The sequence below is a fragment of the Ruegeria sp. BE3 genome (assembly GCF_056538865.1).
In genome coordinates this window covers 1-25,658 of record NZ_JBQFTW010000003.1, presented here as the reverse complement: position 1 = coordinate 25,658, position 25,658 = coordinate 1, and the positions used below count along the sequence as shown (strand labels likewise).

The 25,658-nt window shown below is 54.8% G+C and carries 27 protein-coding genes; 13 read left to right on the top strand and 14 right to left on the bottom strand.

All coding sequences use genetic code 11. The annotated features are described in order from the left end of the window. Positions 1–8: 8 nt before the first annotated feature. On the bottom strand, positions 9–935 hold the full coding sequence (gcvA, locus tag ACR0AZ_RS09810; protein WP_480667334.1) for a transcriptional regulator GcvA: 927 nt from the start codon (positions 933–935) through the stop codon (positions 9–11). A 133-nt stretch (positions 936–1,068) separates the two neighbouring features. Between gcvA and ACR0AZ_RS09805 the strand changes: the two genes are divergently transcribed. The 4 genes from ACR0AZ_RS09805 (at position 1,069) to ACR0AZ_RS09790 (ending at position 5,689) form a co-directional block, all read left to right on the top strand. Next, on the top strand, positions 1,069–2,628 hold the full coding sequence (locus tag ACR0AZ_RS09805; protein ID WP_480667333.1) for an ABC transporter ATP-binding protein: 1,560 nt from the start codon (positions 1,069–1,071) through the stop codon (positions 2,626–2,628). Next, a complete protein-coding gene (locus tag ACR0AZ_RS09800; protein ID WP_480667332.1) occupies positions 2,625–3,710 on the top strand; it encodes an ABC transporter permease in 1,086 nt (361 codons plus the stop codon). The genes ACR0AZ_RS09805 and ACR0AZ_RS09800 overlap by 4 nt, the downstream gene beginning before the upstream one ends. A gap of 3 nt (positions 3,711–3,713) precedes the next feature. Beyond that, positions 3,714–4,646, top strand: a complete 933-nt coding sequence (locus ACR0AZ_RS09795) for an ABC transporter permease (protein WP_480667331.1) — start codon at positions 3,714–3,716, stop codon at positions 4,644–4,646. Between the two features lie 89 nt (positions 4,647–4,735). Next, on the top strand, positions 4,736–5,689 hold the full coding sequence (locus tag ACR0AZ_RS09790; RefSeq protein WP_480667330.1) for a BMP family protein: 954 nt from the start codon (positions 4,736–4,738) through the stop codon (positions 5,687–5,689). Between the two features lie 491 nt (positions 5,690–6,180). Here ACR0AZ_RS09790 and ACR0AZ_RS09785 read toward each other — a convergent pair whose 3' ends face one another. Then, positions 6,181–7,101 (bottom strand): LysR family transcriptional regulator, encoded by a 921-nt coding sequence (locus ACR0AZ_RS09785; protein ID WP_480667329.1) that lies wholly within the window; start codon positions 7,099–7,101, stop codon positions 6,181–6,183. Between the two features lie 115 nt (positions 7,102–7,216). On the opposite strand from ACR0AZ_RS09785, the gene ACR0AZ_RS09780 reads away from it, so the two are divergent. From ACR0AZ_RS09780 to ACR0AZ_RS09760, 5 genes are all read left to right on the top strand, one after another. Next, complete coding sequence (locus ACR0AZ_RS09780; RefSeq protein ID WP_480667328.1) at positions 7,217–8,167, top strand: glutathione S-transferase family protein; 951 nt, start codon at positions 7,217–7,219, stop codon at positions 8,165–8,167. After that, a complete protein-coding gene (locus ACR0AZ_RS09775) occupies positions 8,167–8,301 on the top strand; it encodes a hypothetical protein (protein WP_480667327.1) in 135 nt (44 codons plus the stop codon). The genes ACR0AZ_RS09780 and ACR0AZ_RS09775 overlap by 1 nt, the downstream gene beginning before the upstream one ends. A 6-nt stretch (positions 8,302–8,307) precedes the next feature. After that, positions 8,308–9,096 carry a DMT family transporter gene (locus tag ACR0AZ_RS09770; RefSeq protein WP_480667471.1) on the top strand — a complete coding sequence of 263 codons (789 nt, stop codon included), beginning with the start codon at positions 8,308–8,310 and terminating at the stop codon, positions 9,094–9,096. A gap of 39 nt (positions 9,097–9,135) precedes the next feature. Continuing rightward, positions 9,136–9,513: a nuclear transport factor 2 family protein gene (locus ACR0AZ_RS09765; RefSeq protein WP_480667326.1), complete on the top strand. Its 378-nt coding sequence runs from the start codon at positions 9,136–9,138 to the stop codon at positions 9,511–9,513. Between the two features lie 93 nt (positions 9,514–9,606). Beyond that, on the top strand, positions 9,607–10,104 hold the full coding sequence (locus tag ACR0AZ_RS09760) for a DUF6653 family protein (RefSeq protein WP_480667325.1): 498 nt from the start codon (positions 9,607–9,609) through the stop codon (positions 10,102–10,104). Positions 10,105–10,171: 67 nt separating this feature from the next. Here the strand turns inward: ACR0AZ_RS09760 and ACR0AZ_RS09755 are convergent, their stop codons facing one another. Together ACR0AZ_RS09755 and ACR0AZ_RS09750 are read right to left on the bottom strand one after the other, a co-directional pair. Further along, complete coding sequence (locus ACR0AZ_RS09755) at positions 10,172–10,771, bottom strand: HdeD family acid-resistance protein (RefSeq protein WP_480667324.1); 600 nt, start codon at positions 10,769–10,771, stop codon at positions 10,172–10,174. Between the two features lie 20 nt (positions 10,772–10,791). Beyond that, positions 10,792–11,103 carry a hypothetical protein gene (locus ACR0AZ_RS09750; RefSeq protein WP_170637314.1) on the bottom strand — a complete coding sequence of 104 codons (312 nt, stop codon included), beginning with the start codon at positions 11,101–11,103 and terminating at the stop codon, positions 10,792–10,794. Positions 11,104–11,266: 163 nt separating this feature from the next. On the opposite strand from ACR0AZ_RS09750, the gene ACR0AZ_RS09745 reads away from it, so the two are divergent. Beyond that, complete coding sequence (locus ACR0AZ_RS09745; RefSeq protein WP_480667323.1) at positions 11,267–12,859, top strand: tetratricopeptide repeat protein; 1,593 nt, start codon at positions 11,267–11,269, stop codon at positions 12,857–12,859. A 97-nt stretch (positions 12,860–12,956) separates the two neighbouring features. After that, the gene (locus tag ACR0AZ_RS09740; protein ID WP_480667322.1) at positions 12,957–13,187 is read left to right on the top strand and encodes a hypothetical protein; all 231 of its coding nucleotides are present in this window, start codon (positions 12,957–12,959) and stop codon (positions 13,185–13,187) included. A 299-nt stretch (positions 13,188–13,486) separates the two neighbouring features. Here the strand turns inward: ACR0AZ_RS09740 and ACR0AZ_RS09735 are convergent, their stop codons facing one another. Next, positions 13,487–14,275 (bottom strand): VOC family protein, encoded by a 789-nt coding sequence (locus ACR0AZ_RS09735; RefSeq protein ID WP_480667321.1) that lies wholly within the window; start codon positions 14,273–14,275, stop codon positions 13,487–13,489. A gap of 365 nt (positions 14,276–14,640) precedes the next feature. Beyond that, on the bottom strand, positions 14,641–15,066 hold the full coding sequence (locus ACR0AZ_RS09730) for a VOC family protein (protein WP_480667320.1): 426 nt from the start codon (positions 15,064–15,066) through the stop codon (positions 14,641–14,643). A gap of 103 nt (positions 15,067–15,169) precedes the next feature. Between ACR0AZ_RS09730 and ACR0AZ_RS09725 the strand changes: the two genes are divergently transcribed. Beyond that, positions 15,170–15,763, top strand: a complete 594-nt coding sequence (locus ACR0AZ_RS09725; RefSeq protein ID WP_480667319.1) for a TetR/AcrR family transcriptional regulator — start codon at positions 15,170–15,172, stop codon at positions 15,761–15,763. 359 nt (positions 15,764–16,122) lie between these two features. Here ACR0AZ_RS09725 and ACR0AZ_RS09720 read toward each other — a convergent pair whose 3' ends face one another. The 8 genes from ACR0AZ_RS09720 to gntH all read right to left on the bottom strand — a co-directional run bounded on the left by ACR0AZ_RS09720 (position 16,123) and on the right by gntH (position 23,658). After that, on the bottom strand, positions 16,123–17,664 hold the full coding sequence (locus tag ACR0AZ_RS09720) for a phospholipase D family protein (protein ID WP_480471047.1): 1,542 nt from the start codon (positions 17,662–17,664) through the stop codon (positions 16,123–16,125). Between the two features lie 51 nt (positions 17,665–17,715). Beyond that, positions 17,716–18,825: an HlyD family secretion protein gene (locus ACR0AZ_RS09715; RefSeq protein ID WP_170791980.1), complete on the bottom strand. Its 1,110-nt coding sequence runs from the start codon at positions 18,823–18,825 to the stop codon at positions 17,716–17,718. Between the two features lie 40 nt (positions 18,826–18,865). Next, positions 18,866–19,525 carry a hypothetical protein gene (locus ACR0AZ_RS09710; RefSeq protein WP_480593091.1) on the bottom strand — a complete coding sequence of 220 codons (660 nt, stop codon included), beginning with the start codon at positions 19,523–19,525 and terminating at the stop codon, positions 18,866–18,868. A 38-nt stretch (positions 19,526–19,563) separates the two neighbouring features. After that, positions 19,564–20,457 (bottom strand): bile acid:sodium symporter family protein, encoded by an 894-nt coding sequence (locus ACR0AZ_RS09705; protein WP_480471049.1) that lies wholly within the window; start codon positions 20,455–20,457, stop codon positions 19,564–19,566. Next, positions 20,457–20,882 (bottom strand): YidH family protein, encoded by a 426-nt coding sequence (locus ACR0AZ_RS09700; RefSeq protein ID WP_152456708.1) that lies wholly within the window; start codon positions 20,880–20,882, stop codon positions 20,457–20,459. Before ACR0AZ_RS09700 ends, ACR0AZ_RS09705 begins: the two co-directional genes overlap by 1 nt. Positions 20,883–20,902: 20 nt before the next feature. Continuing rightward, positions 20,903–21,250, bottom strand: coding sequence for a DUF1622 domain-containing protein (locus ACR0AZ_RS09695; RefSeq protein ID WP_152456707.1), 348 nt, complete (start codon positions 21,248–21,250; stop codon positions 20,903–20,905). Positions 21,251–21,255: 5 nt separating this feature from the next. Next, positions 21,256–22,284 (bottom strand): CobW family GTP-binding protein, encoded by a 1,029-nt coding sequence (locus ACR0AZ_RS09690; protein ID WP_480471051.1) that lies wholly within the window; start codon positions 22,282–22,284, stop codon positions 21,256–21,258. Positions 22,285–22,362: 78 nt separating this feature from the next. Continuing rightward, positions 22,363–23,658 carry a guanitoxin biosynthesis MBL fold metallo-hydrolase GntH gene (gntH, locus tag ACR0AZ_RS09685; protein ID WP_152456705.1) on the bottom strand — a complete coding sequence of 432 codons (1,296 nt, stop codon included), beginning with the start codon at positions 23,656–23,658 and terminating at the stop codon, positions 22,363–22,365. A gap of 731 nt (positions 23,659–24,389) precedes the next feature. On the opposite strand from gntH, the gene ACR0AZ_RS09680 reads away from it, so the two are divergent. Further along, positions 24,390–25,460, top strand: a complete 1,071-nt coding sequence (locus tag ACR0AZ_RS09680; RefSeq protein WP_480471052.1) for a tetratricopeptide repeat protein — start codon at positions 24,390–24,392, stop codon at positions 25,458–25,460. Positions 25,461–25,658: the final 198 nt, after the last annotated feature.

The window sequence follows — 25,658 nt, the reverse complement described above, 5'->3', positions numbered from 1 at the left end:
CGGACGCGCTAATCTTCAAAAAACCTTTGACCGACGGCGCTGTCACGAAACTCATCTGCTTGGTCCAATAGCCATTCCCGGAACGCACGAACGCGTGCACGATTGGCGTAAGTTTCCGGGCAAACGAGAAAATAGCTCTTGTTCTTCAATGCCGTATCAAAGGGGGCGACCAGCATATTACGTTCCAGAAAACGCGCGGCGGCCAAAAGGCTGACCAGGGCCACACCATGACCATCGCTTGCCGTCAGCAGGCAGATGTGTTCCTCGGAATAAGTGACATAGGGCTCGACATCACCAGTCTGCAAGCCAGCCGCGTCCATCCAGCGCTCCCAACTCGGATCCGCATCGGAAAACCCGCTCCATTGGTATTCGATCAGACGAGACTTCAGAAGCTCTTCGGGGGAACTCAGTGACTTCGTCTTTTCCACGCTGCAGACAGGGGCTACCCAGTCATTCAAGACCCAAGCCACATTGCTGTCAGGATAATCGCCAAAGCCATACCGAATGGCCACATCCACATCACTGGATTTGAAATCCACCAGTTGATCGCTTGACAGAACCCTTACCGAAATCTCCGGGTATTTCTCGTAAAAGCCTCGCAGCCGCGGGCTCAGCCAGTTGGCGGCAAAGGACCCGGTGGTTGAGATTGTCAATGTGCCCGCAAGGTCGTCTTCCTCCAGCGCGAGAGAGGCGGCCTCGATGTTCTTGAAGGCCTCAATAATGTGGGGCGCGTAATTGGCCCCATCCTCCGTCAATTTCAAGGCGCGGGTCAGCCGGTGGAACAGGGGTACCCCAAGTTGATCCTCCAGCGATTTGATCTGATGGGAAATGGCAGTCGGAGTGACGCATAATTCATCGGCGGCATCCTTGAAACTCAGATGCCGGCAGGCTGCTTCGAAGGCCTGAATGCTTTTCAACGACGGTATCTTCGCCATGACGCGCGGCTTTGCTCTCCTGATGCGATGCTATTTCGTCGTTCCACTCTAACCCGATTGCCAGTTCTCATGTGGACGAATTTCTCAGCTATGAGGTGAAAACATCTAATTTGAGAAGATAGGACATTCTCTCTTGAATTTGCGTGAAAGTTGGGAGGTTGTCTTGGATCCATTTTTGAAAGTCACCGGCATCGACAAGTCGTTTGGCGCCGTTCGTGCATTGCACGATGTCAACCTGCTGGCCTCGAAGGGCGAGTGCATTGCGATTTTGGGCGAGAACGGAGCGGGGAAAACCACGTTCGCAAGCGTTTTGATCGGTCTGTATCAGCCCGACAACGGCGAAATCAAACTGGGCGGAACACCTGTTTCGGTGACCAGCCCAGCAAAAGCTATTGAGCATGGGATTGGCATGATCCACCAGCATTTCAGCCTGGTCGGCGCGATGAACGCCGAAGAGAACATTCTGATCGGCTTGCCCAGCACAAAGAGGGGTGCCGAAGCGCGGGCGCGCATTCGGCAGCTTTGCAGCGACTTTGACTTTAACGTCGATTTCGACATCCGCGTCACGGAAATGCCTGTGGGCATGAAGCAAAGGGTGGAGATCCTTAAGGCGCTGTTTCGCGATGTATCGATCCTGATCCTGGATGAACCCACCAGCGTTCTTGCCCCGACCGAAGTTGCGCCGTTTCTCAAAGGGGTGCGCAAGCTGGTCGCCAACGGCTGCCTCGTCTTTTTCATCAGCCACAAGCTCGATGAAATCCGCGAAATTGCCGATCGCGTCATGATAATGCGCCATGGGCGTGTCGAGGGAGTCCTTCCGGTTGCGACCACGCCGATGGCCCAGATGTCAGCGCTTATGATGGGAGAAAAGTCGACCGGCGAAACTGTCGAGACGCCCAAGGCCAAAAAGGCGCGCAACGACATCAGCTCAGCACCGGACGCTCTGGTTGTCTCTGATGTCTGCCTGATCGATCCAGGCGGCGCGGAAATCCTGCAGGATCTGACCCTCTCCGTGAAGGCTGGCGAAATTCTCGGAATCGCCGGGATCGACGGCAATGGCCAGACGGAGTTGAGCGAGGTGATCACCGGCCTCAAAAGACAAACCAGCGGCGCCATCCACCTTAATGACACGGAGATATCAAGCGCCTCCATCGCTTCGCGCATTGCAGATGGGATAGGCTTTGTGCCCGAGGACCGCCATGCCGAAGGCTTGGTCCTGTCGCTCAGTGTCGAAGAAAATATGGCTTTTCGATCCATTGGCGAAGACAGGTTCATGGCTGGCGGTCTGATTTCCCGGCGCGCGATGCACGAGATCACGTGCGACGTGGTCGCGGCCTTTGACATTAGGCCCCCAGACCCGAAATTGAACGCCTCAGCTTTGTCCGGCGGCAATCAGCAAAAAATCGTTCTGGCCCGTGAAGTGGCCCGGGCGCGCAATCTCTTGGTCGTCGTACAGCCGACAAAAGGGCTTGATGTCGGCGCAACGGAATTTGTTCAGAACCAGATCCGTGCTGTCGCCCAAAGCGGCGTGGGCGTTCTCTATATCTCCACTGAACTTGAGCATGTGCTCGACATCTCTGACCGCGTCGCCGTGATGGCTTTTGGTCGGATCACGGGTGTTGTCGATCCAGAAAACACAACTCTTCAAGACATTGGGCTCTTGATGACCGGAGCGCCGGAGGAGGTACAATGAACAGATTTACCATGCAACGCCGGATTGCGATTGCTTTGCTTTCAGCGCTGAGCGTTGGCGGCGTGCTGATCCTGCTGGACGGGCACAACCCGTTTGAAGCCTATAAGGTTCTGTTTCTGGAATCTTTCCTGAATTACTGGGGCTTCTCCAATACTTTGGTCAAAGCCTCGCCGATGCTTCTGGCCGGGCTGGCCGTGATCATTCCGATGCGCGCCGGTGTGTTCAATATCGGTGGCGAGGGGCAGATTTATATTGGTGGGTTGTTCGGCGCCGTCTTCGCTTTGGCGATCCCCAATCTGACCGGTCTATTGGGCGTGCCACTGATATTTATCGCCGCCGCCGCCGGTGGGGCGTTTTGGGCGGCAATTCCTGCGTATCTCAAAGCCTATCGGGGCACGAATGAGGTCATTGTCACGCTGCTGATGAACTTCATTGCGATCCACATCGTCAGCTACGCCGTGGCTGGGCCGCTATTGGCCGAAGGCGCGCCATATCCTTATTCCGAGGAAGTCTCAGAAGCCTATCGCCTGCCCATTCTGATGCCGCGATCTGATACCCATGTGGGCTTTGTATTCGGGCTGGCCATGGCGGTTATCTTGTATTTCTGGCTGCGCTTCACGCCATCGGGCTTCCAACTGGACCTTGTCGGGCACAATGCCCGCGCTGCGGCCTATGCCGGAGTGGACCAGAAAAAGACCGTCATCCGCGCCATGTTGATTGGCGGCAGCCTTGCAGGCATGGCCGGCGCAATCGAGGTGATCGGGTTGAAGTACCGCCTGTTCCACCTGTTTAGCGATGGCTACGGCTATGACGGAATTGTCGTCGCCTTCCTTGCGGCTCTTAACCCAATTGTCGCGCCTTTGACCGCGCTGTTCCTTGCCGGGCTTTCTGCCGGCGCGGGAACGATGCAACGTGCCGTCGGGGTCGACAGTTCCGTCATCGAAGTGGTCGAGGGGCTCGTCGTAGTTTTTGTCGCTGCCGCTCTCGTGACACCGCGAACCACGTCAAAATCCATTCTGAAACTCCTGACAAAAAACCTGGGGCTGCGCAGTCAAACACAACGCCGGAAGAAAGAGGCATAAGCTATGATTGATCTTGTTTTACTGGGCGACGTCCTTGCCGGAACCGCCCGATTGGGTACACCAATTGCTTTTGCTGCCCTTGGCGGGGTGATCGCGGAACGTGGCGGGCTGTACAACATCGGCCTCGAAGGTCAGATCCTAGCCGGAGCGCTTGGCGCTGCTGCTGGTTCTTTCGCAACGGGCTCCGCCGTGATCGGGTTCGGATGCGGGATAATTTGCGGCCTGATCTCTGGCCTGCTGCTTGGGTATATGTCGATCCGGCTGCGCATCAACCAGCTGGTTGGTGGTATCGCGCTCAACCTGCTGCTGGCCGGACTCACAGCATTTCTGTCCCGTCAGATATTTGGTGCTCAGGCCGGAGGGGCGCGAGTAAACGGATTCTCGCAGATCTATTTTCCCTTCTTGTCAGATCTTCCCGTCGTTGGCCCGTCCCTGTTTTCCCAGGATCCGCTGTTCTACCTATTGATCGGGTTGGCAATAGCAGCCTGGTTCTGGCTGATGAAATCCCACAAGGGTCTGGACCTGCGCGCCGTTGGCGAAAACCCGAAGGCCGCGGACTTGGCCGGGGTTCCTGTCTTTCGCATGCAATATCTCGCGATTGCAGCTAGTGGAGCCCTCGCGGCGCTTGCCGGAGTGCATCTGGTCTTGTCGCAAGTCTATGTGTTTGCGGAGGGCATGAGCGCGGGCAAAGGCTTCATTGCGCTTGCGGCAATCATCCTGGGACGTTGGTCGCCCATCGGCGCGATCTGCGCGGCGCTTTTCTTCGGCTTCTGTGATGCGGTGCAATTCAAACTGCAATTCACCTCGCCAGAGATTCCCTATCAGCTCTTCCTGATCTTGCCTTACCTGGCATCGCTTATCGCACTCGTGGTCCTCGGAGCCAAAGCCAGCGCACCTGCAAGCGTCGGACTGCCTTACGACCGAGAGCATCGATAAATCTCAGCCGTGACGTGAGAAACCATCGTTTTTCACGTCGCGATCCTCCCGTCACCCTGACAACACATATCCAGTATGGGAGAACAACAATGCAATTGAAGTCCAAACTATTGGCGGGGCTTGCGGCACTGATGTTGGCAGGGTCTGCGACTGCTGACGGGATCGAACGCGCCGCGATCGTTATGCCCGGATCGATTTCTGACAATGGCTGGAACCAAGCCGGATTCGAAGGTCTCACCAAGGCAGGTGAAGCGCTCGGCTTTGAAGCCGCTTTTTCCGAAAGCGTGCATCAGCCCGAACAAATCGAAGTCCTGAGCGACTACGCACGCCGGGGGTATGACCTTGTGATCGGTCACGGCGGAGAATTCCAGGACGCCGTGGAACGTGTCGCTGCACGCTTCCCGGAAACCATGTTCATGGTGAACAACGGACTGGGCACCAAAGACAACATTGCCAACGCGGATTTCTATTTCAGCCAAATCGCTTATCTGATGGGCTACGTTGCAGGCTCCATGTCAGACACAGGCACCATCGGCATCATCGCGGCGCAGCAGTTCAAGTTCACGACCGACACGGTTGCTGGCTATGAAGCGGGTGCCAAAGCGGCCAATCCGGACGTCAGAGTTCTGGTTACCTGGACCGGTGACTGGGATGACATCGCCAAGGGCAAAGAAGCTGCCTTGAACCAAATTTCCCAAGGCGCCGATGTCGTCTGGCCGACAATGGACAGCGCGACGCTGGGCTCCATGCAGGCCGTTCAGGAAAAAGGTGTCTATGGTATCGGCATCTATCGTGATGCGATCAACGAATGGCCGGAAATCCTACAGTCCGCAATCTTGGATGTCCGAGGCAACATGCGGTCCTACCTGGAACTGGCAGCTGCTGGAAAACTGGAAGGTGCACTCTACCGGGCGGATATGGGCAATGAATTGGCCATGCGGATCGGGTCGTTCCATTCAGATATCCCGGTGGACGTTGTGGATGAAGTCAACAATCTGATCGACGCCATGAAGTCAGGCACTTTGGTTGTAAATCCACAATAACGCTCCCCAATAATCGCTACTCCTTTTACTCTCGCCTCCAAGTCTGGGGGCATTTTTTTATCATAGTAATCAATATTTTAAGTATTTCGCTTGTGCCGCGTGGGACTGTGTTTCCCCCGATTTCGTCGGAGTCGCTGTGCTTTCTATTGATGGTTTTTAGTTCTGCAATGTCCGAGAACAAACAACTCCAGGGCTGCCTAAGATCCAACCATGCAAAACGCTCAATCAACATCGTCCATGCAAAATCTGTGACCAGACATTCCTGCGCATTGCAGCATCGGTCGAACTGGGCTCACTCTGCGCTTTAGGGCAAGCGCAGCGTGCAGCGACCAGAAAAGTCTCGCTTCGATGAGACGGTCCAATCCAGCCGTTCAAGAATGTCCGACTCTGCACTACAGCATTCCCCGAAGAAGACATTGCAGGACTGCCCCGCACTTTGGGTGTTCTTGGTCGGTCCAGGTTTAATGTTAGAGTATCATCGGCCCTTGCCCCTAAAGCGGACCTGCATCCAAATCCCAATAGGGTGCGTCGTGCCCGATGCGTTCCACGACGAAATCCAAAAACGCGCGAACTTTCGCTGGCATGTGCTTTCGTTCAGGGAAGACTGCGTACAGCGCCTGTTCAGGTAGGCGATATTCGGGCAGCACCCTGACCAGACGGCCACTGGTCAAGTGGGCTCCGGCAACAAAGGTCGGCAGGCGACCGATACCAAGACCGTCAAGCAGCACGGTGCACAGGGCTTCACTGTTGTTCACGCGCAGAACACCAGATGTCTGAACGCGCATGTCACCCGCGGGCCCGGCTAAGCGCCATTCCGAAGGGTCGCGCGAATAGGCGTAGTGAAGGCAGGAATGCGCCAGAAGATCCTCAGGTGTTTCTGGCGTTCCGGACTGCGCAAGATAGTCCGGCGCAGCGACAATCACGCAGTGGATCGGGGCGAGTTTGCGTGCGATCAGGGCCGAGTTCGGCAACGTTCCGGCGCGTAAGGCCACGTCGATGCCCCCTTCGACGAGATCGACAAATTTGTCATCCATCGTCAGGTCAATTCTGATCCCCGGATATTGCCTGAGGAATGCAGCAATCATAGGCGCAACATGCAGTTGTCCAAAGGACATGGGTGTACTGAGCCTTAGTAATCCAACCGGTTGCCCCTGCAACGCCGCAACTGCGTCTTCGCCGTCCTGCGCTGCGTCAAGCGCCTGCGCCGCGTGGGCCAGATAGATTTCACCCGCCTCGGTAAGGGAAATGGACCGCGTCGACCGATGAAAGAGCTGCGTTCCCAGATGGGCCTCCAGCACGCCGATCCGCTTGCTGACCGCTGATTTTGTAAGACCCAGATGCCGGGCGGCGGCTGCGAACCCGCCATAGTCCGCCACAGCAACAAAAACGGGGATAGCGCCAATTTCAGTCATGTTTTGCGATCCTTTGGGCGAATTATTCTCACCTATAAGCTTCAAATTCACACGATTATCATCAAATAGAAAGCCTAATAGTTATCTGCATGTCCTGTTAACGCCGGAGGCTGACATGCCCAAGATGCTTATCAACGGAGTTCTGCGTGACAGACCGCTCGCCTCGGACGGTCGTTTTCACCGCCTGCAAAGCCCATTCACGAGCCACATCAGCGTGCAACCGGGCGCCCCGTTTCCGAACACGCCCGGCCGGTACCACCTTCACCTGTCCAAAGCCTGCCCCTGGTGTCATGGCGTCGATCTGATTCTAACTTTGAAAGGCTTACGCAATGCGTTCAGCATCACATGGATGGACCCGGTCATGTCGGAAAACGGCTGGGTCATCGACCAGACGCTATTCGACGACCAAAGCGGTGTAAAACGCACCCGCTTCCTTTACGATGTCTATCAGAGTGCCAAGCCGGATTACACGGGTCCGATCAGCGTGCCTGTGCTGATGGACAAGGTGACGGGCCGGATCGTCAGCACCGAATCGACCGAGATCATGAGCATGCTTCAGACGGCGTTTCCCGATACCGCGGGACCCGATCTTCGCCCGTCCCATCTTTGCGACGAAATCGACCGGATCGCCGAACAAATTCAGTCACCGATCCGCGAAGGCGTCTATCGCGCTGGGTTTGCCACCAGCCAGATCGCGTATGGCGAGGCCGTAACGGCGCTCTTTGCCTGTCTCGACGCGATTGAAGAAACGCTTGGCCAACGCCGGTTTCTGGCTGGTGACGTGCTGACAGAGGTTGATCTGAAGCTGTTTCCGGCACTTCTGCGGTTTGACCCGGTCTATGTGACCCACTTCAAGACCGACTACAAACGCATCAGCGACTATGTCGCCCTGCCCCGCTATCTGGCCGACGTCATGGGGTTGCCAGGCGTGGCCGACACTGTGGACATGGCCCATATCCGTCAGCATTACTTTCTCAGCCATCGACACATCAACCCCAGCGGAATTGTGCCAATCGGCCCGGCTTCCCTACGCTCGACCAATATGCCGGAAATGGGGGCCGCGTGATGCCTGATATAGTCAGAAGATCCGGTGTTTCAGCGCTGATCATGGCCATCGGCGTCCTGGTGGGGGTCAGTTTCACTTTGTCCAAATTCGTCTCGATGGCGGGAATATCTGCTCTGACCGCTTTGTTCTGGTAGGTTTTTCTGGCAAGCATCGCGCTGTTGGCGTTGTGTTTGCTGCCGAAGAAGCGCGTGGCGCTCGACACGCGGCACATCCCCTATTATGTCGGTGCCGGAGTTTTCGGTGTCAGCGGCCCCGCTGTGATCGGGTTTCTGGTGCTGGAGCACGTAAGCCTTGGGTTCTATTCCGCCCTCGTCACGCTGTCACCGCTGTTTACCTTTGCGATAACGGCACTGATCGCGCGCAGGATGCTGCCGTTGCACCGCCTGATTGGTATTCTGATCGGCCTTGCAGGGGTCAGCCTTGCCACCATGGGTGGATTTGACCTGTCGGGTGTCGAGCCGGCGTGGATTGCCCTGTCGCTTTTGGGGCCCTTGTTTCTGGCCTGCGGCAACGTCTTTCGCAGCTATGCCTACCCGCCCGGCGGCGATCCGTTGGGGCTGGCGACCGGAACGCTTCTGTCACAGCTGTTGCTGATTTCCGCCCTGTTACTGGGACGCGGCAGCACAATCAGCGACGTCTCGGTGCCCCCTGCCCTGCTTGGCGCAATCTTCGGCATCGGATCCATCACCGCGCTCTGCTATGCGCTGACCTTCGAAGTACAGCGGCGCACGGATGGCGTTGGGTTCGCGCAGGTCGGCTATTTTGCCACGCTTTCCGGCATCGCAATCGGGGCAATTGTCTTTCGGGAACCTCTTGGCCTCGGACTGCTTGGGTCCCTCGCAATCCTGTTCCTTGGGCTAGCCGTCACCAACGGCCACCTGAAACTCCCGCCGGTCCTGCACCGACGGTCACAGGCCAACCAGACTTAGACCCACCGATAACTTTCAAACCGAAAAGGAAACCAAAACATGCAAATCACGGCCCCCACCACAGCGGCTCACGCGCCCCGGATCGCGTCCCTTTATTCAGCGGTTGACGCGCTCGACGAAGCCGGCGTTGTCGAGCATGTCACCGAAGACGTGAAATTCCAGCTTGGCAATTTCGAACAGATTGACGGGCGCATAGCCGTGCAAGCCGCGAACGCGGAATTCTTTGCCACGATCCAGGGTATGCAACATACCATCACCGGCATCTGGTCCAGCGGCGATACCGCGTTCTGCGACGGCACCGTTCACTACACGCGCAAGGACCAAAGCACACACGACGTGCGCTTTGCTGCACGGTTCAACTTTCGCGAGGACAGGATCGCGGATTACCGGGTGTATGTGGATATCTCGGGTCTTTGACGCGCATGGTCAGGGTGGCGCGCGTTGCCTGCCGCTCTGGCCGACACGGGCAGAAGCGGCCATAATTGCGATCCAGCTTCGGAAGAGGGTTCGATGACCGATCGCAGCATTCTGGCACAGCTCATGACGATGTCCGACGTCGTCTGGGACCGACACACCAACCCGTGGAGCGGCTGGAGCCGTCTGAGCATCCCGCCCCTGTTCGTTCTGGCCGTCTGGAGCCGGGTTTGGCTGGGCTGGTGGTGCCTTGTTCCAATCGGAATTGTTGTCTTCTGGACATGGTGGAACCCGCGCGCCTTCCGCAAAACGGCCAATCCGGATAACTGGATGTCCAAAGGTGTACTTGGGGAACGGATCTGGCTTGCGCGCGCGAAATCGCCGATCCCTGCAAGGCACCACCAGATGCCTCTTGTTCTGGCCGCAGTCAGCGCGGTCGGTATCGGCCCCTTGGTCTGGGGGCTTTGGCAGCTTCAAATCTGGCCGACGCTTCTGGGGTTGCTGCTGGTTATGGGTGGCAAGCTGTGGTTTCTGGACCGCATGGTCTGGCTGTTTGAAGACACCCGGGCGGTGAGCGCCGGGCAAGGAATATAGCGGCGCAGTGAAAACGGAAAGCAGGAGCATCAGATGCCCCTGCCATTCCGGGTTCGCCAGGGCGCGCTTAAGTTTGCGGCCCCCCATGCGCCAAGGACCGCTGCGCCAGCCCCAAAGATATCAGGGATACACCGGCGAATATCAGGTTCAGGCCGGCAAGAACCCCCAGCAGAACAAGGGACGTGCCATTGACGATACCGGACAGGATCAGGCCGCCAAGCAGGATGGCCATCGCGCCGGACGCAATCATCAGCGCCATGGGCCGCTCCTGACCCGACCGAATGGCAATTACGATCCGCAACACACCTTCGGCCAGAAAAACCGCGCCAAGCGCAAGGGTCAGTGCCAGAACGCCGCTGAACGGATCAAGCAACAAGACAAGCCCTGCAAGTACGTTCAGAACACCGATGGCCAACAGCCAGAAGAACCCTTTCCACGCCTTTTCCGCAAATGCCTGAATCGCTGTGACGATGCCCCCGCCCAGCAGGGCCACGCCGACAAAGGCTTCGACGGCAAGCGTGGACATCAGTGGGAAGGTTACGGCGCACAGCCCAACGCAGAGCATGGCGACGCCAAGCACGATCAGCCAGAACGGTTGAGGCTGCCAACCGGCGGCCTCTTCCATGAGCGCGGGTTTCGGTAAGGTTTCGTTAACTGAATCAGTCATGTCGACCTCCGGGATCATGGTCAGGCGACCGATTTGTCGAGGTGGTCGCGATAGGCGGCAACGGCGGCGTGCAGGGCCTCCCAATGGTTCTTTGCCTGATCATGTGCGTCCGTCACGGCGTCCTCACCTTCTTTCTGGATGCGGTCGGCAAGGTCGGTGACCTTGTCTTTTGCTTCCTGCAGGTCGGATTGCAGCTTTGTCACCTGTTCCTGGGTCCACTTGTCGGTCGCGTTGCCCGCGTCCTTGACCTTCTGTTCGAACGATTTCAGCTCGTCCTCAACACGGGTATAGTCGTCTTTGGCTTTCTGTACGAATTCGGAAAATGTTGTCATGGTTCAGTCCTTTCATGGGTCATATTTTTGCTGGGCCCGTTTGAGCGCCATGACCCGGACCCTCGCAAATCCCCGGCAGGCGTCCGAGTGAGTCACGGTTAAACCGCCGGGCTGTCTTGTGACGAGGCCCGTCATCGGACAAAGTTGAGCGACGGAGGGAAACATGCTTGCCGAAGTAAGCTCTGCCATAGATCCGCGCGCCATTCAGGAACAGTTGAAGCGCATCCTCGTCAGTCCGCATTTTGCGGATACCACACGCCTGAACCGCTTTCTGTCGCATATTATCGGCGAAGCGCTGGCCGGCCGGTCCGAGACGCTGAAAGGCTATGCAATCGGCATTGACGTATTCGACAAGCCCGAGGATTTCGACCCCACCATCGACACGATTGTCCGGGTTCAGGCCAATAAAATGCGCAGTCGGCTGGATCTCTACTACGCACAGGAAGGGCGAGAAGACCCAGTTCGAATTCATATTCCCAAGGGTTCCTACGCCCCGGTTTTTGAGATCGCATTTGACCCCGAACGCCGGACCGATGCCGAAACACCCCACGTGGCAACAGGTCGGGTTGCGGTTGCGGTTATGCCCTTTGACAACCTGAGTGGAGACCCCTCGCAGGAATATCTGGCCGACGGGTTTACCGAGGAAATCATCTCGGCCATCGCCCGGTTTCGCGAGGTGAGTGTGCTGTCCCGGCACGTCACCTTTCGCTTTCGCGGGCGCGGCCGCGATCCGCGCGCAGTCGGAAGCGAACTGGATGTACAGTATCTGGTTGAAGGCAGCGTGCGTCATTGGGACAATAAGCTGCGCGTGACCGCCCAGCTGATTGACGCAGAAACCGGCCAACAGGTTTCCACCGACACCTATGACCGCGACTTGAGCGCATACAGCCTATTTGAAATTCAGGACGACATCGCCGCCCGGATCGCCACGGAAATCGCGGAACCCCACGGAGTGATCCATCGAACGGGTGCCGTGCAGCGCAGGGCGCAGACGCACACGCTGGACGCTTATCAGTGCAGGTTGCTGGCCAGCGAATATTGGCGTGAACCCACGGCCGAAAAACACAAGAAGGTTCGCGACCTGCTGGAGCGCGCGGTTGAGATCGATCCCGAATATGCCGGGGCCTGGGGGATGCTTGCGATTGTCTACGGGGACGAAGTGCGCGGCGGTTTCAATTTTCACAAGTCCCCCCCGCCCATTGATCGCGCGCTGGAGGCCGCACAGCGGTCGGTCGCTCTGGATCCGTTGAATGCCACCGGCCAGCACGCTTTATTCCTAACCCATTTTCACCGCGGCGAGTTCGAGAGTTTTGAAGAGGCGGCAGATAAAGCCTTGCGGGCCAACCCGAACTACCCGGACATGTTGGCCGATCTGGCGGCCTGCTTTGCCCTGCGCGGAGATCTCGATCAGGCTACCAGACTCAGCGCCCGGGCGATCGAGCTGAGCCCCAACCCGCCCGGCTGGTACCACGCAAGCACGTTCCTGATCTGTTTCATGAAAGGTGATTACAGCGGTGCGCGGTCAGCGGCGCGCAAGGTCGGTGGTGGCATGTGGAATGGCTCTGAAGTGCTTGAGCTTATGTGCGTCCCTTACACGGAACCGGACGCCGACCTGGCTTCAACCCTGTTGGCCCTGAAGACCAACATTCCCAATGTAGACCGGTTTATCCGGACGCTCTACGCGATCTGGCATGTGCCATCGGACATCTCACAGAAAATGACCGAGGCGCTGCGCACAACCGGGGCGCTGGACTGAGGTTCGGCCTTCAGGGATTTAACGGTGACTCACTCTGCCCGTTCAACCGCTGTGCGTAGGATTGTCCTGACATCGCAACCAGGCCCGGAAACGACCAATGCTTACTCTGCCTCAGCGCCTTGATCTGATGAAACTTGCGACGGATATCGCAAAAACCAAGGCCGGCTGGTCTGAAGAAAAGCCGGCCAAACTGGAAGAGGAAATCCTGTCCATTTTTGAGCGGCTCAGACCAAGCGTCGAAAACGGCAGCGCCTTTGACAACACCAGCATGTCGGATGTGAAAACCGCCGTTGATGTCGCCTCGACCATTGACGGTTTCCTAGAATAGCCGGCCTTTCTTCACAAACCCAAACAATGCCGTTTCGCATCAATATGTTGCGCGCTCACAATTCTAACAACTATCAAGTGCAATCGCCCCGACCCGAACCTCAAGTATGGTTCTCGCACACTTCGCTAGCAGCGCGCTTTCCTGCCTTCGCTGCGATTGTGAAAACTGGCGCTAAATGTATTATCTCTATCGGGGCAAAGTTGAATTGCGTTACACTTGTACTAAAGTCAGATTTGAGATTTTTGACCCACTTGAGGATGCCGTTATAAACAATAGACTGCGAACCTTGCGACCGAGCATCAATTCTGGACGACACAGCACAATGCCCCAGTTGCCTCGCATACCAGACCCTTCTCAAAAGTGTTTTTAGTATTCTGATGACGAGCAAGCACGGAACCTGGGCCTGAGTTGATCTTGCTCAGCGCGTTTTCGAGAAAGTCGACGCGAACACCCGGCGCCCACGCCACGTTGTTGTTGGGAACTGCAGGTTCCGCTGCACATATCGCCAACACTTCGTCTTTTAGACTAATTGGTCTCTGTGACGAAGGTACGTTTCTAGCAGGTGAGAGATTCCATCCGAACATTTGGTGGTAGAAGTTATCTGGGAATGCGCCGCTACGGGATAGGTAGTGTTCATGCGTAAATTGACGAGCGGGGACAGGATATTCGTGCCGCGAAACTGATACACCGAAGAATGCGCCAAGCGGATCACGTAAGAGGCAGTTCCGACCAACCCCAGGAACTTCAAAGGGAGGTTTAACTACTGATCCTTCAAGCTTGACGGCGAGTTTGGCGGCCTGATCTACATCTTCGACTTCAACATAAGGAATCCACCCTTCAAAGAGCACCTGATTTTGAGAAACAATCCCGGCCCCTGCCTCTCCATCGAGAGTGGCGAGGACAAAATCTCTATGGCCGCCGCCCCATGCGAAATCTGTGGCGTGTTCGACAATATAGCTCCAACCTGCCACGCTTTCATAAAATGACCTGGAAGCTTCCACATCAGGCGTGAAAAGATCGTGCCAGACAATTCGGCCAACTTTTTCTTTTGTCACCGCGACTTCATCCAAACTGCTTCCGTTCGCCATAAGTCTCGCTTGCGGTCCAAACATTGATGCAGATCAATTTGCGCGGTTCTGGTCCGTGAAGTCACTTAATTCAGTGGCTCCGTTGGCGGTCAGCCATTCTGCAAACTTACCCATAGCATCCATTGCGGGGCGATCCGAAGGCTAGGCGAAGCAATATTTACCAGCTTTAACGGCTTCACTGAAGGGTTGTATCAGGCGGCCGTGTTCGATGTAGCGTTCGAACATGGGCACAGGTAACAAGGCCGCCCCAGTACCAAAGGTTGCCAGCTCGGCAAGGGCCACTGATCTGTCCAGAATTGGTCCCTTTACACGCGGGCAAATCGATCCAACTGCTTCGAACCAACCTGGCCATCCGGCACCCTGAATTACGACGGTACCGCGTCGGCTGCATATTGAGACAGGAATTCCTCTGAGGGTGGGATCTGAGTGATGACATCAATCAGTACCCCGTTCGGATCACGATAAATCGCATGGCGTTGGCCAAACGGCTCGCTCACAAGTGACTTTGCCACCGGAACTCCTTCTGACCGAAGTCGTTCATCCACTTTGTCGACATCCTCGACTTCAAAGTTGAGGATCATGCCCTTAGACGCACCGCGGGAAACCTCCGGGATCGTCTCGTGGTCCGACTGGACGATCGCGAGATTGACCGACGAATCCACTTCACTTTGTAGATGCACATACCAATCCGCCTGGAACGCAGCGCGGAAGCCAAAGTGACGTTTGTAGAACTCTGCTGTCTCAGAAACCGTTTCAGACTGAATGACCGGGTAATATTGAGTGACACGCATTTTTGATCTCCCTAACTTACATGCACTTTGTATGTATCATAGATTTGCAAATACATGCAAGATGTATGTAAGGTACTTGTAGTGATATTCGGAGCCGTTAGATTTGCCCACAGAAAAACCCGCCCGACGCAGCCAGGCAGACCGACGCGCCGAAACGCGTGCCAAACTCGTAGAAGCTGCCCGAGAACTGTTTGTGAATTCGGGATTTGCCGATACTGCAACCCCAGACATCGTGCGTAGGGCCAGCGTAACCCGCGGCGCGCTGTATCATCATTTCAAGGACAAGGCTGACCTTTTCCGCGCCGTCGCAGAAGAGGAGGCCAAAGCAATCTCACACCATATTGACCAGAAAACGCGCAATGTGGCCGATCCCGAACAGGCCATGGTGACAGGATCGAATGCCTTTTTTGATGCGATGTTGGTTCCAGGTCGAGTGCGCCTCCTGATGGAAGAGGCCCCAGCGGTATTAGGGCACAGCACCGCTGTCGCATTGACTCGGGCCAATGGAACAGAAGAACTTCGTGAAGGGCTTTCGCGGGCTCTTCCTGAGCATTCACCAAAACAGATCAATGCTTTGACTAACCTGTTGTCGGCCGCGTTTGATCGCGCCGCTCTTGAGATCGCCTATGGGAGCGATCCAGAGGTCTACAAGGAGGTTATGAACCATTTGATTGGTGAAGTACTCAAGGGCAACTAGCAGACCTCGGAAGCCCCGCAGTATGGGTCCCTACCACTTTTTCCGTGAACTACTCGGCCCAATCCTGACGTTCAGTACAGTGTCGCGATGCTGTGGTCGCAGCCCGCTTTCCAGACATTCGCTGCGCCCGCGAGTTAACTGACCTGCTCGAACTTACCCACTGCGGACAAAGCGGCCTTCGAATCAGCATTTGTGATTGGCCGTGATCCGCTTTCTAGCTCCATGCACTCTCTTTCTTGGTCAAAATCGGCAAAATCTGAAACAGTCTAGCGCTACGTTGAATACTAAAAAGGCGCGTTGGTACGGAATGGAAGAGGGAGCATGACCTTTTCAATAATACAACCAATTCAAAAAACTGCTCACAGCATCCATTCTACCGGTAGCCACCTGACGACTGTAGTAAGACCTCTCTGTAGGCCATTGGTTTCCGGATCCGTAGTATGCACAGTGACTGTGCCATCTTGTTCTTCTTGAACCCAAATCATTTCATTGCCGTTATTGAGCTTAACGCGATAAGAAAATTCCGGTTTGTTCAATTGCTCTGTCAGTGATGCAGCAATCGTTGGACTTTCGATCATGATGCCCATTTCAGTGTTGAGATGCGCAGACCTTGGATCGAGATTAAAAGAGCCAATAAAGATCCGCTCGCCATCCGCCCCAAAGGTTTTTGCATGCAGCCCTGATGCCGACCCAGCTAGGATCTCTGGCAGGCTTCTGTCGCGATGTTCCCGCCGCAAGGCTCGTAGCTCCAGCAGTTCTACTCCACTATTCAACAAATCATATCTGTAACGCATATACGCAGCGTGAACTGGCATGACGTCTGTCGCGTCCAAAGAATTGGTCAAGATACGGACCCTAACACCTGACTTGGCCAACTCCTCCAAGACCTTAGAGCCTCTTTCGCCAGGAATAAAATATGCCGAAACAAGGTCCAGTGAAGTCCGTGAGCTCTTAGCGAATTCGATCAGTTGTTCGACCAATAGGTCTTCACTTTTGACTTCGCCCAAGCCCTTCGCCGGATCGTCGACAAAAAGTGTAACCTCGCTCCAATCAAACTTCAGAGTATGTGCTGCGATGTTGTCGGCCAGTTCACTATCCTGAATTGCCTTTTGGTAACCTGCGCCAACGGCGGTTCGCCGTGCCGCATCCGCCTTAGCTTGCAGACTGCCTACGGCTGGAGGATCTAAGAAAAGTCCAGCATCATAAGAAGATGCACTGTTCCAATAAGCGTCGAATGATTTCGAAACATCGTCCACAATCGGCCCGATGGCAATCGCATCTAAATCAAGGTAGTGCGTTCCACCCCCATAGTCGAAATAGATGTCGCCGATGTTGCGCCCCCCAACAATCGTTGCGACCCCATCGACAGTCATCGACTTATTGTGCATCCGCCGGTTTAGTCGGCTGAAGTCAAATGCGTAAGAGAGCAACTTGGGTTTTCTCAGCGTAAACGGATTGAAAATACGCACATTCGCGTTGGGGAGCGTGTCTAGCTCTGAAAGTAGATCGTCCAACCCTGAGATACCGTTGTCATCGACCAGTAGTCTGACGCGAACACCGCGTTCTGCTGCCGCCCTAAGCTCGTCAAGGAGCATGAGACCTGTTACGTCATCTTGCCATATATAGTATTGCGCATCGATTGAGGAGGTAGCTTCTCTCGCAAGGATAGCCCTGGCTGCAAATGCGGCGCGTCCATCGCCCAAAGGCCGAACTCCGTCGAGACCGGGGTTGCGATTAAGAGCATATTGAATGGTTTCGCCCAATGCTCCAGCCCAATCGGCGTCCAGTTTCAGCGTTTGCCGCGAAAAATTCTGCTCAGGCAGCGGAAAAGCCAACCTTAAGCAAACTACGGTGAGTGCAATCACTGTTGTCGCAATCAAGCATACTCTGATCAGCCGCATTTAGTTTCCTATGTTTGCAAGCCCGGGTTGCCCCTTTTGTCGAATTTGGGCTCAGATGTAGTTGAGTTTCTTGTTGATCCAAAACAGGATTTCCGCCAGCACTGAGATTGCGCCAGCCCCTTCGGTTATTACCAAAGCGGTTCCTGACACACCAAGCTTTGCACGATCAGACGGAAGGCCTTCTGGGATATCGATAGTTACAATGTAGCTCGACGCGCCTGTAAGTTCGCGCATGCTAGGCAGCCCGCCCCTCGTATCCAACGCGCCCTCTCGTGTTCCCGGAGGGATTGACCGTATTGTGGTCTCAAATTCCTGACCTGGCATAGTGCCCAAAGCAATCCGGATCGTATCGCCAACGGCCACGTTGGGATAGCTGCTTTGCGGCAACGCCGCAATGAGCAGCCGATCTGAAGGGAGTAGAAAATTCACGGCGCCTTGTAACGTCGTAACACGATTGCCTGGGCGGAGTGAGAGCGCCGTTACAACACCGTCATCCGGCGCTCGAACGACCGTCTGCTGCAACGCCCACTCAGCTTGGGCCAGCGCCTCCTGAACTTCAACGACACCGACGTCGACTCCGTCCACCTGAGCCGCGATGCGTCGTTCGAGGCTCTGCCTACGCGCTTGTGCTGCTCGCAGCCCGGCTTCAAGTTGCTCAATCGTTGAAACGGCTTCCTGCAATTGGAACTCAGCTGCAGCACCGCGTCCGGTAAGCTGGACGATGTCATCGCGACGCTGCACACCGAAAGAAAGTTGGGCTTCAAGAGAATCAATTTCTGCAAGCGCCGCCGCATAGTCTGTCTGTAACTGGTCTGCTGCGGACTGTGCTGATGCGAGCGAGGCTTGAAGTCGGGCAACTTCAGCCGCGTAGGTGGTGTCATCTATTCGAAACAACACATCACCCTTCGCCACCGGTTGGTTTGCCGTGACCGCTACTTCAGTGACTGGGCCGGATACGTTCGGTGCAATGTTGATGACAGCACCTTGCACGGACACAGTCCCGGATGGTGTCGTGTGGTTTAAGGCTCCAACAACAACCAACGCGATGACCAAAGCTCCACCGTACACGACTGTCTTGAAGAACCCGTTCCAAGGCAGGATTTTGAGCTTCGCAAAAACCAGCCAAACAATACCAAAATAAAGACCGAGAATAATGAGCATCGTGAATTGCCCTCACCGTGTTTCTTTTGTTCAGTTGCCGTCAAAACTCGTGCGTATAGCTGATACCAACCAGATCACGTGTTCCGAAAGTGTTGTCGATATGGCTGCCAAATACGCTGATGCTGTCGTTCGGCGACGCATTGAAGGTAACGCCCGCACCAACGGTGTACCCAGAGTAATCGTTGGAACCGGCAGATAGGACACCACCGGTCTTCACAACCCATCGTTCTGACAATGGCTTGAGGCCAAGTATACCGATATAACCGCCCTTACTGGCAATTTCAGCGGGAAAGGCATCAGCAAACTCAATATCGCTGTTGCCGATCCGACCGTCGGTATAGTTTGCTCCCAGTGCCGGGAACAAAAGCCATCCTTTAGGCTGAAAGCCCAACGCGGCAAGCGGCACAAAGGTCCCTATGGCGTATTGCGTTTGTTTGACGCCACCTTCCAGCTCTTGCTCGGACGCTGAGAAATTAACTATTCCAAAATCGAAGAGATAAGAGCCACCAACGCGCCACTGATCGTCTTCTGAGACCGAGACGTTGATCTTCGTTACGGGCCCGAAAGCAACCGAGCCGAATACGGTGCCAAAGTCACTATAACGAACGCCGATTTTCGTTACGATCTTTGTCGGATCATCCGATAGTTTTTCGTCTTCTCCGGTCTGAGCCCAAGAAGTGGAAGCAGCAATAGCGAGCATGGTTGCAAGATATTTTCGCGATGTCGTTCGCCCAATCGTCATGCATTGGTGCCCCTGTCATCACTACCAGATTGGCTATGCCGTTTTCTTGCCACTGCGCAGGCAATAGTGAATACAAGGTTGATTGGAACCATCAGCATCATGAAGGCCAGAACGCTCGTTGAATAGGCCGGATCAAAGCAGCACGCATCCACAAGTAGATAGACAAGACCGACATTGCGAAGGTTTGTGCAGGTCGCAAGGACCTGCCGATACTCCTTATTCTCGCCGCCTAAAAACCAGCCGAGCGCCATTAGGGACAGAATGAAAACCAATATCGCGATCAGGCTCGAAGGCCCCAATCCAACAGCGGCTTCCTGCCGGATGCTGATGCTTGCTACGACAGATGCAATGAAGGAGACTGTCGATATAAGCATCGCCGGTTTGTAGATATGCTCGGCGACATCCGGGTAAAATCGTCGGATCAAAATCCCAAGAAGCAAGGGGATTCCGATCACACCCACGATGCGGATCATTAGTTGGTCCCAAGCGACACGTTCCAGCGCGGCGGTTGGCAAAACGACCTGAGCGGCCGACGGCGCAAGAACCAAGCCGATGATTGAAAGTAAAACCAGCAGGGCCCCGGCCGCGCTGACTTGTCCCGGCGCTTTGGTCGAAAATTGGACCGCGTTGATGCCGCCGGGGGCGACTGCCAACAAAAACAAAACGGCGCTAACTGATCGTGGTAGTGGGAAGACCCCGATAATCAGGATTGCAATGACGGGCGGTATGAAGACATTTGCAGCAAGAAGGCGCGGTAGTCTTTCACGTTCCAGAACCGTTGCACCCATTTCGCGCAGCGTTGCACTCATCCCGATGCAAAGCATGGCTAGAGTAATGAAGATATGGATGAATAGGGTGACGGATTGCTCAAACGGCAGCGGCGACTCCATCACAGCGGTTCCACATTCCAAAGGATGCTGATCGTAGCGTAAATAGCGACCGCCAAGATCAACCCGGCTGAGACCAGCGCAGGTGAAATCGGAAATGGCTTTCCGGAGATATCAGAGATCCGCTTAAGAAAAGTAATTTGCTGTATGATGGCGACAGATAGCATTATTACCGCCAGTATCAGCATGAATAATCCGACAAAACGTGCATGTTCTATCGGAACCTCTTCCAACCCAGGTACATCAGTCAAAATTCTGAATAGTGCGGGTATAGAGAAGCCAAAACCAACGAGCGACGTAGCCGTTCTCATATATCCCATGGTCGTCCTGTCCGAAGCGAGCCGGGACCGCTCGAACGCCAGATCTGTTCGTTCGCCGGCCAACTGATTGTTAGAACGCTGCGGCATGTCCTCGTCGTCAAAGTCCATTGGAGGCCTCAGTTAGAAAATCAGGTTTCACTTGGTTTATCCTCGACTCTCTCCTCGCGAATTTCCCGAACGAGGAAATAGTCGAGAAAGGTTCGGACGAAGGCGATGGCTGTCAGTTTCGCCAATTCTTCGATTGTTGGGTCTGTTGCAGTCGCTATAATATCCGCGCCTAGTTGCAGTTCGAGCGCCACAATCAGGTATTTTCCAAGGATGCGCCGTGCGACAGGCTCGGCATCCGACTTCCGATGCATAATGAACGCTCGTGCAAAGGCGATGCCTCCAGCAGCAACAACGATGACGCTCGCCGCTTCGAATAGAACCTGGATGTAGCTCGCCGCTTGAACGATCAGGATTTCCAACTCATGCATGGTAACTATCCTGTTGCGACAGTTACAACTTCGCTATTTTCGTTCCCGACAGACGAACCAGAGCAAGCATCGAACAACTCACGCAAGTGCGCTTGATCAAGAGTTGTTTTGTGTGCGATGGCAACGATCCGGTTTGCCGGATCCTCGCCCCCCCAAGGGCGGTCTTTCGTCAACTCGACCCGCCGCCCGACAACTTGCAGCAAATAACGGCTGTTCGGGTCGTCATCCAGGTAAACAAATCCCTTGCAGCGATAGATATTTGAAGGCAGTTCTCTCTTGATCATTCGTTCCAATGCTTTGCGCTGCAATGGCGCGTCGCGCGTATAACTCCAGGTGCTGAAGAAAGAACCGTGATTGTGCTTATGATGATGTTCGTGGTCGTGGCTATGCGCTTGATCAGCCATTGCGCGAGAAACATCGAAACGACCGACAGACAGCAGGATTTCGAGTGGAACGTTACATTTGACGGCAGGAACGATGCGAACCCTTGAGAAGAAGCCGTCTATCCACCTCTTTACCTTTGCAGTTTCCTCGACTCCTGCCAAATCAACTTTGTTAAGGATTACAAGATCCGCAAATCCGATCTGCTGCAGCTTGAGCTTGGCAAGGTCCGGGTCGTCATAAGTAAAGACTTGATCGGCGTCGACGACACACGTCACACTGTCAAGCCGTATCAGATCGCGATATGCTGAATCCACGAAGGTCATATAGATGCTTGCCGGATCTGCAACTCCGCTGGCTTCAAGCAGTATGTACTCAATGGGATCATCACGCTCGATCAACGCTGCGACCGACTCAACGAGATCATCTCGGATTTGACAACAGACGCAGCCGTTCGCGAGGCTAATCATCCCATCTTCGACGTCGACAACCAGTTCTGCATCGACATTGATCGAGCCGAAATCATTCACAAGAATGCCAATTTTCAACCCATGTTCACCCTTTAAAATCCGGTTCAGCAGAGTAGTTTTTCCCGCACCCAGAAACCCTGTTAGGATCGTCAGCGGGACAGGTTCTTTTGGGGCGTTGTTCATGGCTACATCCTTTTGCAAGAACTGTGATCGCGCCGCGTGGCTAAGAAACGCGGCGCTTATTTTTAGTCAATAATCAGATCAATCCGTATGATCGCGCGCAGCAATCAGGGCGTGGAGGTCGAAGCGGAAAGTTTCTTCGTCGTAGTGCTGCGTCAGTGGACGGAGTACGTCCTCAGGCATGTAGAGGGCCGGATCTAGTTCCCGTTCCCGCAGGAAGGCATCCTGTTGTTCCTCACGCGGCAAACGCGGTTTCGGAATCTGAATGTAATCCGGCATCTCGCCATCCGGGAACGGTATCGTTCTGGGATCTGGTGGCTGCATCGCCGGCATTTCCGGACGCAGGGCCATACGTTCCCAGATACGATCCTTTGTGACGTTGATTACCTTGGTGTCTGGTCCACCAAAGAGGAATAGACCATCCCAATGCGCGCGAATTTCCGCGATGGCTTCGCCCGCCGATTCCTCGGTGTAGTGGCAGATCACACCGGCCCGAGGTTGAATTTCGTTCATCAGATATCCCGCCGCATAGTAAGGCGTGTGGTAGGTATCCAGAGTGAATTCCAGAACTTCTTTGGGCGTGCCGTATTTGTAGTTGAGTAGTTGCGGTAGATCGGCTTGTCCTTCGGTCACGAAAATATCGCAGCCTTTCGCAAACTCGATTGTGCTTTCATCAGGGCGCCCGTCGCCTGTCCAGACAAAGGACAATCCGGCTTCTTCCCAATCCACGCGATATGCTGACGCACCGCTTTTCACGTGGCTTCGCGCCCAGTGCGTGACTTTCAAACCGGGTTCTTCCAGAACCACACCGCCTTCGTCTTTGTAGTCGAACTCAACAACTTCGGTGTCGTAGCCGGCGCCAATCGGGCAGTGGTCAAAGTTCTCAAGATGCCATGTCATCATCTCATGCATCTTGTCGACCATATATTGGGTGCCCGTCTCTGGCCGGTCACCTGATGGGCCGAAAATGCGCAAACCGTTGCGCCAGCCTCCCGACCATGCGCGGAACGGCATGAAGTAGGGCAAGTCTGCATAGTGGTCGACGTGCAAGTGGCTGATGAAGATATCGCGCACCATCGGCGGCAAAATGCCAAGCTGAATAATATTCCTTACGCAGCCATTGCCGAAATCAAAGAACAGGCGGCGCGGGAATGGAGTACCGTTCCCCAGCTCCAAGACAATGCATGTGCCGGACTGTACCATCGTCGGAGGCCAAGGCGTGCTACCCGGAAAACAAATCCGCATCTCGCCTTTTGGCAAAAGCTCGTTGGGTGGGAAAAAGTTGTTGCTTGTACAGCCGGGTGTCGGCCGGAAATACTCCGGCAGCGTAATGCCACCGCCGGGGCGTTGCCCGTAAGGGTTGCGTGATTGGCTCATTTTTGGATCCTCCGAGAGTTTTTTTGGTGCACAGTTTTTTGTTTTTTCTTGGTTCCTGAAGACAAGGACCTGCGTTTCCTAACCATCGCCGATATCAACTAGCATCGCTGAGCCTCTGCGTAAGTCGTCGAATTTCGGACAGCAGCTCGTCTCGAACAGTCTCCCATTCTTTTCGTACAGGAGACTTTTCTGGTGAGAGGGCTACGTGCTTAAGAACTTCATCAAGGTCTTCCACCGCCTCACGTACATTTTCGTTCCTTAGCGCTCGGGACAGAGCCGCCTCGGAATACTCAGGTATGAGGGCGTGGAGTTCCCTGCAGTTCATGGTTGAGTGTGGCCTTTTTGTATTCACTTTAGCCAATATGTTAGAAGGTGGGTGGAGCGGAAAGAAAGTGAGTTACGGTGAGCTAGGGGTGAGTTCAGCTTAGATTCAGAGAGGCGGGATGGTTATTAAAACACTGAAAAAATAAGAAAATGGATGTGAGTCTGGGGAAATGATAGAGGCTGGAGAAATTAGGCGAACACTTGAGCGGGTCCTTTCATCCGCAGAGTTTGCTGGCTCACCCAGGCTGCAGTCCTTCCTAAGATACATTGTCGAACAGGAACTTGACGGTCACGGGCGCTCCATAAAGGGCAAAGTTATCGCGACAGATGTCTACGATAAGGAGCTTGACGAGACCGGTGGGGCACTAAACCTCGTTCGGGTTGAGGCCCGTCGCCTTAGGCGTGCCTTGGAGAACTACTACAGTGACGCGGGCAAATCAGACCCTTTACGCATAACTATGCAAACCGGGGGGTATCGACCACAATTTGAACCATCCGTCGCGACGAAGCCAACTAGCGGGCAAAGCCAGTCGGCATCATCGCACTCTGGCGGTTTCTGGCGTCGCAAATTCCTGTTACCGCTCATCGGAACAACGCTTTTGTTGGCATGTGTCCTAGGATATTTTGGACTACGCGGTTCCCAATCGAACACACAGTTCGCAACCAATAAAAACCCCGCAGAATTGGCTGCGCTTCGGGAGAAGTCATTCACCAGTGTTCAGGCTGCAAACTTAGCTGAGCAAACACGGGGATTGTTTTTTCCTTTGTTCGACCTCCGACGGCAAGCCATTAACTTGGAAACGTTTCGGTATGTGATTGACCTCGATCCGCAACTTGCTGCAGGTTATGCGGGTTCGGCCCAGGTGCTCACACTTAAGTCACTTCTGACAAGCGATGCTGACGCTTCAACCGCTTTAGTTGCTGAAGCTTTGGAAATGGCAGAACGCGCTACCACGCTAGATCCCTTGGATGGTTGGTCGCAAGCCGCTCATGGCTGGACCCTTGCTGTGACTGGAGATAGTGAAGGAGCGCTTAGACGTGCCCGAATTGCCTTGGATCTTAGCCCTCAAGACGGACATACTTTGGATCTGATAGGCATCACGGCCCTAGTTGTAGATGATCCCGTGTTAATGGCCGAAGTTTCTAATCCACAACGGTCTCGACTAGGCGTGGGTCGTTTCGCATACAACAACATCTATGGGGCTGCACAACTTATGTTGGAGAACTATAGTGAAGTCATCGATGCCTTTTCCAAAGCAGCAGAGCGAGGCCATCCTGTGAGTCCGCCAAGCCTCTTTTTGCTCGCCACCGCCTATCACGAAACAGGTAATACTGTGGGGGCGGAGAAGGCAATTGTCGAAATGCTGGACACTTGGCCAGACTTCCCTGCCCGCAGCGTCGTAGAACGTTTTTTTGTGAAAGATCGTGAGACTCGTTCACGTGTGCTATCCGTGCTTGATCTTTATTCACCAAGTTGAGTTAGCGGACGTGAAGCGAGCCGAAGGGTTAACAGCCTGAATACTGTTGTTTTCGCCGCCCCAGTCGCGAGTACTCATACGCTTTTTCTCCGAGCCGTTGCGCGCGAAAAGCAGACTTTGCAAAGTCCGGTTGACCACATTGTCCACCAATGGCGACAGTTCTGCTTCGCGACTGGGCTATACATAGCCCTCAAAGCG